The organism is Kamptonema animale CS-326 (assembly GCF_028330895.1).
GTDB lineage: Bacteria > Cyanobacteriota > Cyanobacteriia > Cyanobacteriales > Microcoleaceae > Kamptonema > Kamptonema formosum.
Genome location: NZ_JAQMUA010000125.1, coordinates 1 through 13,263, shown reverse-complemented (window position 1 = coordinate 13,263; position 13,263 = coordinate 1). Strand labels below are relative to the sequence as shown.

7 protein-coding genes are annotated in these 13,263 nt (G+C 45.3%); 6 read left to right on the top strand and 1 reads right to left on the bottom strand.

Annotated elements, in window-relative coordinates; all coding sequences use genetic code 11:
• The 5 genes from PN499_RS07295 to rbsK all read left to right on the top strand — a co-directional run.
• On the top strand, positions 1-1,425 hold a 1,425-nt coding region (locus tag PN499_RS07295; protein ID WP_272031050.1), incomplete at its 5' end, for a response regulator.
• Between the two features lie 192 nt (positions 1,426-1,617).
• Positions 1,618-3,297, top strand: a complete 1,680-nt coding sequence (locus PN499_RS07290; protein WP_272031048.1) for a GGDEF domain-containing response regulator — start codon at positions 1,618-1,620, stop codon at positions 3,295-3,297.
• A gap of 509 nt (positions 3,298-3,806) precedes the next feature.
• Complete coding sequence (locus PN499_RS07285) at positions 3,807-7,565, top strand: PAS domain S-box protein (protein ID WP_272031047.1); 3,759 nt, start codon at positions 3,807-3,809, stop codon at positions 7,563-7,565.
• 402 nt (positions 7,566-7,967) lie between these two features.
• Entirely contained in the window at positions 7,968-8,549 is a 582-nt protein-coding gene (locus tag PN499_RS07280; protein ID WP_272031046.1) for a pseudouridine synthase, read from the top strand.
• A 10-nt stretch (positions 8,550-8,559) separates the two neighbouring features.
• A complete protein-coding gene (gene rbsK / locus PN499_RS07275; RefSeq protein WP_272031044.1) occupies positions 8,560-9,483 on the top strand; it encodes a ribokinase in 924 nt (307 codons plus the stop codon).
• A gap of 10 nt (positions 9,484-9,493) precedes the next feature.
• Here rbsK and PN499_RS07270 read toward each other — a convergent pair whose 3' ends face one another.
• The gene (locus tag PN499_RS07270) at positions 9,494-10,177 is read right to left on the bottom strand and encodes a ComF family protein (protein ID WP_272031042.1); all 684 of its coding nucleotides are present in this window, start codon (positions 10,175-10,177) and stop codon (positions 9,494-9,496) included.
• Positions 10,178-10,395: 218 nt separating this feature from the next.
• Between PN499_RS07270 and PN499_RS07265 the strand changes: the two genes are divergently transcribed.
• Positions 10,396-12,801 carry a putative PEP-binding protein gene (locus PN499_RS07265; protein WP_272031041.1) on the top strand — a complete coding sequence of 802 codons (2,406 nt, stop codon included), beginning with the start codon at positions 10,396-10,398 and terminating at the stop codon, positions 12,799-12,801.
• Positions 12,802-13,263 lie beyond the last annotated feature (462 nt).

Genomic DNA, 13,263 nt, shown 5'->3' with positions numbered 1-13,263 from the left:
CTCCTCTCCCCCGCCACAGGTTCAGTATTTTATTTCACCGTACAAGTGGAATCGGCAAGTGAGGAAAGTGAGGACTTCCAAGAGACAAACTCGCCTCCTCCCCAATTAGCAGGAAAACGACTGCTAATTGTCGAAAGTCACCCCATCACCCAACAGATTTTAACCCTGCAAACTCGCAACTGGGGAATGTTTCCTACTGTCACTACTAACAGTATTGCAGCTTTGGAAAAACTACAGGCAGAACCAGATTTTGATTTAGCAATTCTGAGTACAGAAATGCAAGAAATGGATGGTTTAACCCTAGCCAAAACCATCCGTCAACAACTAGGACTTGCCAATTTACCTTTGATATTACTGACTCGTATTGGTAAGGCTCCCACCGCTCTTGCTAATCTTAATATTACCGCTTTTCTGAACAAACCAATTAAAAACTCTTATTTTTATAGCACTTTACTCCAAATTTTTGCACAAAAATCTCAGCTAATTGCCCTTGAGAATTTCGCCTCGAAACCCAATAGCAACCACCCAACCCTTAATAACCTGCGAATCCTGCTAGCAGAAGACAATACAGTGAACCAAAAAGTCGCTCTGCGGCTCTTGCAGCGGCTGGGATGCACTGCTGACCTAGCTACCAATGGCTTAGAAGTGCTCAGTGCTTTGCGATCGCGACCCTACGATGTTATACTCATGGACGTGCAAATGCCCAAAATGGACGGGTTAGAAGTCACGCGCCGCATTGCCTTAGAATGGCCATTGCAGGCGGCAGAAATCAGTAGTACGCAACCTGAAAATGCACCCCCTTCACCATTCCCTAAGCCTTGGATTATCGCCGTCACGGCTAACGCCATGCGAGGCGATCGCGAAGATTGCATCAGTGCAGGTATGGACGACTACCTCAGCAAACCAATAAAATTGGAGGAAATGAGAGCCGCACTCAATAACGCACTCAGTAAATCTCAGAAACTAATTCCATTTCCTATTAACAATGTCTCACTAGCAGCCAAGCCTCCAATTTCTCCCTCTGTTCTTGACCTCAAAGTATTACAATCTTTAGAAGAAATGCTAGGAGGCGATACCTCTTCTGTACTTGTAGAAATGATCGATTGCTACCTCGAAGACTCACTTAAAATGTTGCAATACCTCCAGACTGCCAATCGCAATCAAAATGCAGCCGATCTCTACGCAACCGCTCACACCCTGAAGTCAAGTAGCGCTACTTTTGGAGCCGTTCAATTGTCTCAACTGTGTAAAAAAATTGAGGCAATAGCTCGTAATTGTCTCCAATCTAAAATTGTAGAAACCGAAACTCCATTATCCCTGCCAGCAGAAGTTCAGACCCTAATACTCGAACTAGAAACTGAGTATCAAAAGACAAGGCAAGCACTCGAAATACTTCGGTTACAATGTCTAGAATCGATTGTTTAGCATTAAAATTATAGCAACCGCCAACACGATCGACACTTTCTTAGTGGCCGAAATCATTGACTTATCCCTTCTCCCCATCTAAAATAACTAAACTTTTCACCATAGTTACCTTACACCTGCCTTTTGCCAGTAAGCGATTGCCTGAAAAAACCCAATTAAAAAAATATAAGCCAACTTTTTTTTATTTGATTAATGATTAACACCCCCATCGAGAAAGATTCGCCCCTCATTCTCGTGGTGGACGACGAAAAGTCCATGCGGGTTTTATTGCGCCGCGCAATGGAAAAACAAGGCTATCAAGTAATTGAGGCCAGTGATGGCGAACAATGCTTAGAGAAATGTTCCAAGCGTTGGCCAGATATCATCCTGCTTGATGCCATCATGCCGATCATGGACGGTTTCACTTGCTGTAGCGAATTGCAAAAGCTCCTGGCCCAGGAAGAGAATGCCAAAGAACAACAGGAACAGCCAAATACTTCTTTTTTGGTTCCTCTTTCTGCACCGCGCGAACGCACGCCCGTATTGATGATTACTGGTCTTGACGATCCAGAGTCCGTCGATCGCGCTTTTACCGCTGGTGCTACTGATTATGTCACTAAACCCATTCACTGGGCAGTTTTGCGACAGCGCGTCCGCCGCCTGCTCCAAAACGGGCAGCTTATCAAGGAATTGCAGCAGCAGAATGAGCAAGAGCGCCTGATGGCGAGAATGTTGGAGCGCATTCGCTATTCTTTGAATCTGGATGTAATTCTCAATACTACTGTGGCTGAGGTGAGGCAATTTCTCCAAACCGATCGAGTATTAATTTATCGTTTTTATCCTGATACAAAAGGGGTAATGGTAGTGGAATCCGTTGTCTTTCCTTGGGTATCTGTACTAGGAACAACTCTCGAAAATTATTGCTTTAGTGAAGACTATGCCGAACTTTACAAGCAGGGACGTATCCATACTATTGAGGATATTTACACTGCTGATATCTCTGAATGTCATAAAAAATTTTTGACTCAGTTTCAAGTAAGAGCGAGCATGATTGTGCCTATAGTTATTAGAGAACAGAAGAATTGGGGAACTCTTGAGATCGGGAAATTAGGAGATGGGGAAAATCACACTGCTCCTTTTCCTTTCGCCGCTAATCTTCCTCAGAACTCCACCACATCACCTAAGAGTACCCTCACCAGCGAGCCTAGACTTTGGGGATTGTTGATTGCCCATCACTGTTCGTACCCTCGCCGATGGCAACCAGCAGAGATCAGGTTTGTAGAGCGCTTAGCTGCTCAGGGGGCGATCGCGATCCAGCAATCTCAACTCTATCAGCGGTTGGAAGCGGCTAATGGTGAGTTGCAACGTCTCGCTTCTCTGGATGGACTCACAGGGTTGGCCAACCGCCGCCAATTTGATGAATATCTTGAGTATGAATGGCTGCGATCGCTACGGAATGGTGGCCCCATCTCCTTAATTTTGTGTGATGTTGACTTTTTTAAGCTCTATAACGACACTTATGGCCACCAAGCTGGGGACGAGTGCCTTAAAAAAGTAGCGGAGGCTATAAATGAGGCCAGACAGCAACCTGGGGATTTTGCGGCTCGTTACGGGGGAGAGGAATTTGCGGTGATTCTCCCTTGCGCCGAGAAGCAGCGGGCGCTTGAGGTTGCAGAGGACATTCGTCGCCGGATCGCATTTTTACAAATACCTCACGCTACTTCTAAAGTTAGCGAGTTCGTCTCTGTCTCCCTCGGTGTGGCTAATTTTGGTGGCAAGCAATGGCAACCAGTTTCTTCAGTTTCTAGGGAAGGACTGATTGCTATGGCTGATAAAGCTCTTTACCAGGCGAAACAGGAAGGGCGCGATCGCACTGTAGTCCAAATTTGTTGAAGGAAGAAGCAAGAAGGAAGAAGGGGGCAATGCTGAAGGCAGAAGTTATAAGTTTTTTAATATTAATGGCTATTCGTATTCAGCTATACAGATTTTTTATTGATTTTAAAATTTGCGTTTTAATTCTAACTTTTTAATTCTTAATTATAAAACTTTTGCCTGAAAAGTTGAAAATTTAGAGAATAGTTCGGAATTCAAGGCTAACTCAGGTAAAAAATAAGAATACGATCGAGATCGCCAGATCGAGGACAAAAAATATGGTAAATAAAATCTTGGTATTCTCTTGCTAAGATGTCAAGAATAGGCAAATCTGTTACACTTATCTAACCCAAATCTGCAAGCTCAAAAGCGCAAAGCGAAATAGAGACGATTTGAGCCTGGATCGCAACACATCCCTAAAAATTGGGCAACTGCGTACAGCACCATTGATTAGGAAAGCGGCAAACCCCGCCCCGCTTTCTTCCCAATCCCTGAAGGGTATGGGTGTTCAGCGGGCTTTTCCGATCTGCATGCAAACTCGCGCAAACTACCATTATCCTGAGACAGAAACTAACTCTTGCGTTTCCAAAGTACATGAGATCGACTCAGATGTAGAATGGTGTCGAGCCGAGATCCAAGCAATCCCGCGTCGGATTGAGCACGTCTGTGTTCTAGCTGATGCTGTACCTGTGGCAATCTGGATGTCAGACGCATCCAGCCGATACACTTTTTTAAATCAACGTTGCTTAGAGTTTACGGATCGCAGTTTAGGAGAAACACTCGAAAGTGCTTGGGCAAAAAGCGTTCACCCAGAAGATTTACAGCAGTGCTTAGAAGCATACCGCCAAGCAATTGACGTGAGATGCCGAGGGATGGCTAGACCTAGCCACTTTCAAGCCGAATATCGCATCAGGTGCAGGAATGGAGAATACCGTTGGATTCTAGATAGGGGAGTTCCTCAACAAACAACAGAGGGAACTTTTATTGGCTACGTCGGTACGATTCTCGATATCACCGAGCGTAAGCAGCTTGAGGAAGAATTGAAAACATACCGCAATCGCATCAAGGAACTGATAGCAGAACGCACTGCCGAATTGATGTTTAATAATTCGCAAATTGAACAAGAAATTAGCCGTAGCAATCAATCAAGGGAAGTAGATGATGAAATATCAGAACAGTTCCGTACTATCTTCGAGCAAGCAGCAGTTGGGATTATAAATATCAATCCCCAAGGTAATTTAATTCGAGTCAACCAGCGCTTTTGCGAAATAGTGGGATACAGCGAATCGGAATTGCTGGAAATGGCATTCGATCGGATTACTCACCCAGATGACTTGCAAGTTAACGAAAACTTTAGACAAGCTTGTTTAGCAAATCAAATTCAGACTTACTGCCTGGAAAAGCGCTACATCCGCAAAGATGGAACTCTCGTCTGGGTGAACTTAACAGTTTCAATGGTACGCGATGCCATGATGCGTCCTAAGTATGATATTGCCGTCATAGAAGATATCAGCGAGCGCAAACAAGCAGAGGCCGCACTCAAAGCCGAACGAGAGCGGCTTTTTTCCCTCCTAGACCAACTCCCCGCTTATGTCTGCGTGCAAGGGCGCGATCGCAGCATCCACTTTGCTAATCGCTACTTTCGCGAACACTTTGGCGATCCAGATGCCAAGCAGCGTCCAGAAATCCTTCCAGGGCAATCGCCCTCTTATCCTACCTATATGACTAGCGAAGTTTTAGACATCAAAAAAACGGCTACTTGGGAATGGACGCGCTTTGATGGCAAGACTTATCAAAGTTACAACTTCCCTTTTACAGACATTGACGGTTCTCAGCTAGTTCTGGAATTGGGTATCGACATCAGCGAGGGTAAACAAGCAGTGTCAGCCCTACAACAGTCACAGGAAATGCTCCAACTGGTGATCGATAACATTCCCCAAGCTATCTGCTGGAAAGATCGAAACTCCGTCTATTTAGGTTGTAACCGCACTGCCGCCGCTGATGCAGGTTTGGCCTGTTGTCAAGACATTATTGGACTTACAGACTGGGACTTACCTTGGACAAAAGAGCAAGCTGAGTCCTTTCGCAAAGGCGATCTGCGCGTGATGGAAACAGATACCCCGCAATATCGCATCCTCCAACCCCAACTGCAAGCAAACGGTCAACTAGCGTGGCTAGATACTAACAAGATTCCGCTACACGACACAGAGGGAAACGTTGTTGGTATCCTGATCACCTATGAAGATATTACTCCCCACAAACAAGCTCAGGAAGAAATTATCGAAGGGGCTCAACGGCTATCTACAGTCATTGAAACCGTTGGCGAAGGCATTACCCTCAGCGATGCGGACGGGAACTTTATCATCTATAACTCCAGAATGGAGGAGTTGACGGGTTATAGCAAAGCAGAGGCTGAAACTGCTGGAGATTTTCTGCGGTTGCTGTATCCTGACTCGCAAGCCCACGCCGCCGCCTTGAATGGGATTAGGGAGATGGTACTTACAGGCGGGTTTCGGGATGTGGAAACAGCGATCGTTACGAAAGAAGGCAAGCAAAAAACCCTGTTGGTATCGACATCTTTAATGCAGTATAAAAACCGCAGCCTATTTTTGAGCGCTTACCGCGATATCTCCCACCGCGTAGAAGCCCAAGAAGCTCAACGGCAGGCGGAGGAGAAATACCGCAGCTTGTTTGAAAACGCTCTGGAAGGGATTTTTCAGACGACAATTGACGGTCATTATCTCAATGCCAATCCCGCTTTAGCCCGGATTTACGGCTACTCCACACCCCAAGAATTGATGGTGCGCTTGACTGACATCTCGCGGCAATTGTACGTAGAACCAAATCGCCGCGCCGAGTTTATCCGGCGCTTGCAAGAAGATGATGTAGTGTCGGGGTTTGAGTCCCAAGTTTACCGCTCTGACGGTAGCACGATCTGGATTTCTGAGAATGCTCGTGCAGTTCGCGACAGGCACGGAACGGCGCTTTACTATGAGGGAACTGTTGAAGATATTACCGAGCGCAAACGCTTGGAAGAAGAGCGCAGGCAGCAAGCTGAACGGGAGCGACTGATTAGTAAGATTGCTCAGCGTATCCGCTCATCTCTCGATCTCAGAGGTATTCTGAGCGTAGCGGTTGCAGAAGTAAGAGAATTTTTGCAGACAGATCGAGTATTAATTTACCGCTGCGAGCAGGATGGTAGTAGGGCGGTGGCTGTAGAATCGGTATGTTCGGATTGGCAGCCGATGCTAGATGTTAAGGTTCTTGATGCTAGCTTTGCTACGTCTATGTTTGCTGACGGTCAAATCCAAGCAGTTGAGGATATTTATCGGGCAGATTTACCGCAGTCTGATGTTGATTTACTCGCTCAGTTTCAAGTGAGAGCGACTTTAGTCATGCCGATCGCGCTACAGGGATTGGGGAGTGTGGGAGCTTCTGAACAGGGTGGTACAGTGGTTTGTGACCAGGAAGGTTCGCTTGTGGGCGATCGCAGGGGAGTTAGTCACTCTCAAAACTCAACGCAGCTAAGTGTTGCGAGTGTAACCAAGTCTCCAAACTCAAAAATTCCTAATTATCAACCTTGGGGGCTGTTAGTTGCCCACCATTGTAAGGGATCGCGCCACTGGCAACCGCAGGAGATGGATTTGCTCAAGCAGTTGGCGGCGCAGTTAGCGATCGCTATCAGCCAAGCTGAACTTTATCAAAGATTACAGGATGCCAATCAAGAACTCAAGCGGATCGCTACTTTGGATGGTTTAACGCTAATTCCTAACCGTCGCTGCTTTGATGAATATCTGGAGTGCGAATGGGCCCGCTCTCAGCGCGATCGCACCCCACTATCATTAATTCTGTGTGATGTTGACTTTTTCAAACTCTACAATGACACCTACGGACACCAAGCAGGCGATGCTTGTTTGAAAAAGGTTGCTGCTGCACTCAATCGTTCTGTGGAGCGATGTTTGGGCAATAGTGAAGAGTGGGAAACTGGAGAAGTGCCGGAGGATGAAAACCTATTTTTGGCGGCGCGTTATGGTGGAGAAGAATTTGCGGTGATTTTGCCTAATAGGGATGCTGCTTCTGCTTTACGTGCGGCTAAAGCTATTCGTTCGGAAATGGAATCTCTTAAGCTACCTCATGCTAAGTCAGGCGTTAGCAATTACGTTACTTTGAGTATGGGCATAGCCACTACTGTTGCAGATAGCGAGGTACTCGTCAAGTTGATATTGGCGGCAGATCAGGCACTTTATCGAGCTAAAGAACAGGGTCGCGATCGCATTGTTTTATCTTAATCGGACTTATACCAATTCTATAAAGTTATGCAAAGGTAGAGGCAGGAGGCAGGAGGCAGGAGGTTGGTTGTATAAAGTTCACTCAACAATGCAGATTGTATCAATTATTTGGATAATTGGTATTAGATCGTGTCCGATTAAATACAGATAATACCAAATCCCCTTTGAAAGGTAGACATCAACAGAAAAAAGGGGGAAATCAGTCTCAAGAAGCTAAACGGTAATTAGTAAGGACTTGAAAAAATATGAAAGATAATATCTTAATTTGGCACTGGCAGCCTCTTGTTTCAGTAGGATCTATCCATTTTGGAGAAGCAGTAATGGAGTGATTGAAGATGAGTAGAAAGGTGTAAAAGCTTATTTTAAATCGAGTATAATAAGAATCTAAAATATAAAATTACGATGGCTTACCGCTATATTCTCTTTTATAAACCTTACGATGTTTTAACCCAATTCACAGACGCGGAAAGTGAGAACAAACGTAGCACCCTTAAAGACTATATACCCATTTCTTCTGTATATCCTGTAGGACGGCTGGACAGAGATAGCGAAGGGTTGTTACTGTTAACAGATGATGGGCAAATGCAGCATCGACTAAGCGATCCAAAATTTGCTCACCCGCGCACTTATTGGGTACAAGTAGAAAAAATCCCTAGCGAAGATGCGATCGCGCATCTGCAATCGGGTATAACTATTCAGAATTATCGCACTCGACCGACAAAAGTGCAGCTCTTATCCGCAGAACCGCTATTACCACCACGCGATCCCCCGATCAGGTTTCGCAAAAATATACCCACCGCATGGTTAGAAATGACCCTTACAGAGGGGAAAAATCGTCAGGTAAGGCGAATGACAGCAGCGGTTGGTTTCCCTACTTTACGGCTAGTAAGAGTTGCGATCGCGCACCTACGCTTAGATGGTTTAGAACCCGGTCAATGGCGCGAACTTAACCCTGAAGAACTCAAACTTTTACACCGTATCTAAATCTAAATCTATGAGCATTATAGTCTTTGGAAGTATCAACATCGACCTGATCGCCAAAACCCCTCGTTTACCCCTTCCCGGCGAAACCCTACTCGGTCATAATTTCTTCACCGCAGGCGGCGGTAAAGGTGCAAATCAAGCCGTAGCCGCCTCCCAGTTGGGAATAACAACCCACCTAATCGGGAGGGTTGGGGGCGATCATTTTGGTCAAGAACTATTGACAAGTTTACAATTTTATGGATTAAATATAGACAAAATATTAATCGATCAAAGCACTCATTCAGGTATTGCCATTATTGCTGTAGAAGATAGCGGTCAAAATAATATTATTGTCGTTCCCGGTGCTAACAACTGCATTGATGACACTGATTTAGAACGGCTAAAAGAAATATTACCAACTGCGACAGCTTTGTTACTACAGTTAGAAATTCCCCTGCAAATTGTCCAAGCAGCAGCAAAACTTGCCCGCGAAGCTGGTGTAAAAGTTATTCTAGATCCCGCACCTTTTCGCTCAGATATTCCTACAGATTTTTATCCGCTAATTGACATTATTACTCCGAATGAGGTGGAAGCTAGTCAACTGGTAGGCTTTCCTGTTAACAACCCGGAAACTGCTACTCAAGCCGCCGCTAAATTGCGTCAGTTTGGTGTTAATAATGCGATTATTAAATTAGGATCTAAAGGTGTGGTTTGTGCTACTGCTGATGAAACCTTTTTTATCCCTGCTTTTGCCGTCGAAGCTGTTGATACGGTAGCTGCTGGCGATGCTTTTAATGGTGGACTTGCAGCGGCATTAGATGCTGGTTTTTCTTTGCGAGAGGCGGTGGTTTGGGGTGCGGCGGCGGGTGCTCTATGTGCGACTAAAAATGGTGCTCAGTCTGCGATGTGCGATCGCGCTACTTTTGATGCTTTTTTGGTATCTGTTAACAGTTAACTGTTAACTGTTAACCATTCTTGGTACTTGCGATCGCCACCACTCCATAAACCTTAATCCCCTCCCGTTTCAAAGCCTCAGTTGCAGATTTGACAGTAGTCCCGCTAGTATAAATATCATCCACCAACAGCACACCCCCAGGGGGATGCCGACGGCGAAAACCTTTACCCAAAATTAACGCTTCTTTCATCTCATCTTGTCGCTCTTTTCGCGAAAGATCGAATAGCGGTTTAGTCTCCTTCACTCGTTCCAAACCTTGTCGCTGCAAAGGTAAACCCGTCAATTCACAAAAATTCTCTGCTAAAATTTCAGCCTGATTAAAACCCCGCTTTTTTAACTTTGTCGCGTGCAAAGGAATGGGTACAACTGTCAATTTGTCAATAGCTAATTCAGGATAATTTAACCAAGCTTGAGCCAGCCAGTGACCCAAAGGTTTACCTATTTCTGGTTTGTTATCATATTTAAAAGCTGCGATCGCGCGTTTCAACGCTCCCCTATACTCTCCCCAGACAAAAATCGGCATCTCTCCTTGCCAAAGTTGACTGTTGTTAGTAAATTGGCACTGCCAAATTTGTTTCTGGCAATATTGACAAAATGACTCTCCCTGTGCAGTCCGCTGACAAAGAGAACAGCTAGACTTAAGAAATAAACTCCAGAACGGTTTAAAGTAAGAAGTCCACCAGCGTTTTTCCATTGTCAGATTTTAACTCAAACAGGACTCACAGAGATACCCCCTATACTCCCCTTAAAAAGGGGGGATCGGAAAGCACCCTTAAAAAAGCGGTTGCGGGAATCAACAGCCTAAGTTTGATCGCAAGTGCTGTCCTTGAATAGCTTTAAGGCTCAACATTTACTCGCAACCAACACAAAATTTAATAAAATCTTAATAAAGTTGCTCAAGAGGCTAAGAGTGTGCAAAACCTCTACTGGCTCAACCAGATTCAATCTTCTGACCGAGATACGGTTGGAGACAAAGCGTTTTACTTAAGCGACCTAATGCAGCGTGGCTACCCCGTTGCCAGGGGTTTCGTTGTCGCGCCTCAAACGTTTTGGGATTTCCTTTCCGAAATTGACTGGTTAGAACCCCTATTTGCTGACCTCCCTAACTCCTCTCTATATTTCAACGCTGACAATCCGCACCAACTACAAGCGATCGCCCAGCGTATTCGTCACCAAATTATCAGCGCCAAACTGCCAGAAGCCTTAGCCTCTAGTCTTGAGTCAGCAGTGCAACAATTAGATGCCAAAGCCCTGATTTTTCGCCCTTCCCTGACTAACACCAGCATTAAAACTTCTGGTTTGTTGGAATCTCAAGTAGTATGGACTGATTCCGAAGCTATTGCTAATGGGCTCAAACGAGCTTGGGCAGAACTTTTTAGAGCCAAAAGCCTATTTTACTGGCAGCGTTGCGGTCAAAGTTTGCAGAAACTCGCGCCCACAGTCTTAGTACAACCGTTGCGGAATGCGATCGCCTCTGGTTCGATCGCCGCCAATGGGGGCGCAGTTTGGGAAATCCAAGCCAGTTGGGGTTTGGGGATGTCCTTGGTTTGGGGGGAGGCTATTCCTGACTGCTACCAAGTGCAGCCAGAAACTAGAAACATCCAAAGCCAGCAGTTAGGTCATAAAAACATCGCTTATAACTTAGCCCCCGATCGCGGGGACGGAGGAACGCAGCAAAATTCTCATTTCATCCTCCGCCGCGATCGCGAAGCCTCTGCAACAGGGGCCTCCTTCGTTATTTCTGGTGCCGCCAGTCCTTTGCAAGCTCGCGCCCTTAGCGAAGTCGAGCAAAATCAATACGCTCTAGATCAACCTTACCTGCAAGGGCTGATGGATATGGCAGAAAAGGTAAAAGCAGACCTTGGTTGCTCCCTCGTCATGGAGTGGACTTTGTGCCAATTAGCCTCAAATTCAGAGCCGCAGTTGTATGTCACCCAAGTTTCTCTCTTAAATGGGCAACACAGAAAAGGCGATCGCGAGGATGAAAAACTCTCCCTCTCTTCCCCTATTTGCTTCCGGGGACTACCAGCAGCGGCCGGAACTGCGATCGCTACTGCCCAAGTGATTACCAATCCTAACTCTAGATTATCCAATTTTTTAGCAGGAGGAATTTTAGTAGCCTCTGAAATTAGCCCAGAGTGGCTACCTTGGCTAAAACTTGCTGCTGGGGTAATTTCAGAACGAGGAGGGATGACGGGACACGGCGCAATTTTAGCCAGAGAACTTGGCATTCCGGCAGTTGTCGGAGTTGCAGATGCTACTCATGCGATTAAAACTGGCGATTCACTGTTAATAGATGGCAATAAAGGAGAAGTTTACTTGATGAGCGAAACTAATATTAATAAGAGTACATCTGGCAAGGCATACATTGCCGAAGAAAAATACGCACAACTGTCAAACGCAACAGCTCAATCTCTGAGCATTGAGGGCATAACGGATTTTTCTTCAACCTTAAATTACCCATTGCCAATAGCTACTAAGCTTTACGCTAATGTCAGCCAGATTGGTTCCATTGAGCGGATTAAAAATCTGCCTCTGGATGGCATCGGCTTGTTACGATCGGAATTGATGGCGCTGGAAGCTTTGGATTATCAACATCCCAGGCTTTGGCTTCACAGCGGTCGCCAAGCAGAATTTGTGGAGCGGATGGCGGATCAGCTAGCTCTATTTGCGGCTGCTTTAGCTCCGCGCCCTGTGTTTTATCGCTCTTTAGATTTGCGAGAATCGGGGGTGGAAGGCAGTTTTAGTTATGTATTAGATCCAGAACTATTCGATTTAGAATTGACAGTTATTGAAAGAGTATATCAGTTGGGATATAGCAATGTTAACTTAATTTTGCCTTTTGTGCGCTCTGTTGAAGATTTTTCTTTCTGCCGAAATCGGTTAGAAACACTTTGGGGACGGTTGCATCCAGATTTCCAACTGTGGATTATGGCTGAGGTGCCATCGGTTTTGTTTTTGTTACCCGATTATGTGAAAGCTGGAGTTCAGGGAATTACGATCGGTACTAACGATTTAACTCAACTTTTATTAGGTGTTGACCGCGATTCGGAACAGATGGCTAGTGTTTTTAATCCACGTCATCCTGCGGCGATTAGAGCGATTCAACAGTTAATTGAAATGGCGAATACCGCAGGGATTCCTTGCTCTATCTGTGGGGATGCTCCGGCTTTGTATCCTGAGATGATTGATTCGCTAGTAAGGTGGGGAATTACATCTATTTCTGTGAATGTGGAGGCGGTGGAACGCACTGGTATTGCGATCGCACGCGCTGAGCAACGCTTGATTTTACAAGCGGCCCGCCAAAGGTTGAGATAAGCGATCGCTCAATAGTGGTCAATCCTAGAAGTGGCATACTAACCTTTGAATTAATAAAATTTTGTGGTAGACTATTAGTTTGTGCTTACGCACTATTAAGATAAATATAAAAATCTAAGATGGCTTTGTTTCACTCGCAAAGACAAAAGATCGTACTAAGTACGTAAGTTCTGAAGTCATTACTTATGGAAGATGGTTTGTAAAGCTGCTCTTTGTTAAAATAAGTTATATCCCAAAAATACAGGGGTAGTGACAGGTGACGATAAGTAATGCCTAATATTCAAGTTCGGTTGATTACCCTATGCCTTTGGGAGCGATCGCAGAAAACTGGATTGCCATCCATTTTCACTGCGATAAGGACTATTAACCGGACTTGCCATCGATCTTGTTAAGTAGGTGGACATAAATAAACGCTATAAAATGCACAGGTGGGCGCTCGCCGTAACCATCTTCTTCTATGAG

Excerpts from the sequence above, each read along its gene's own strand:
- PN499_RS07290 (WP_272031048.1), top strand. The coding sequence starts at position 1,618 with ATGATTAACACCCCCATCGAGAAAGATTCGCCCCTCATTCTCGTGGTG.
- PN499_RS07285 (WP_272031047.1), top strand. The coding sequence starts at position 3,807 with ATGCAAACTCGCGCAAACTACCATTATCCTGAGACAGAAACTAACTCT.
- PN499_RS07280 (WP_272031046.1), top strand. The coding sequence starts at position 7,968 with ATGGCTTACCGCTATATTCTCTTTTATAAACCTTACGATGTTTTAACC.
- rbsK (WP_272031044.1), top strand. The coding sequence starts at position 8,560 with ATGAGCATTATAGTCTTTGGAAGTATCAACATCGACCTGATCGCCAAA.
- PN499_RS07270 (WP_272031042.1), bottom strand. The coding sequence starts at position 10,177 with ATGGAAAAACGCTGGTGGACTTCTTACTTTAAACCGTTCTGGAGTTTA.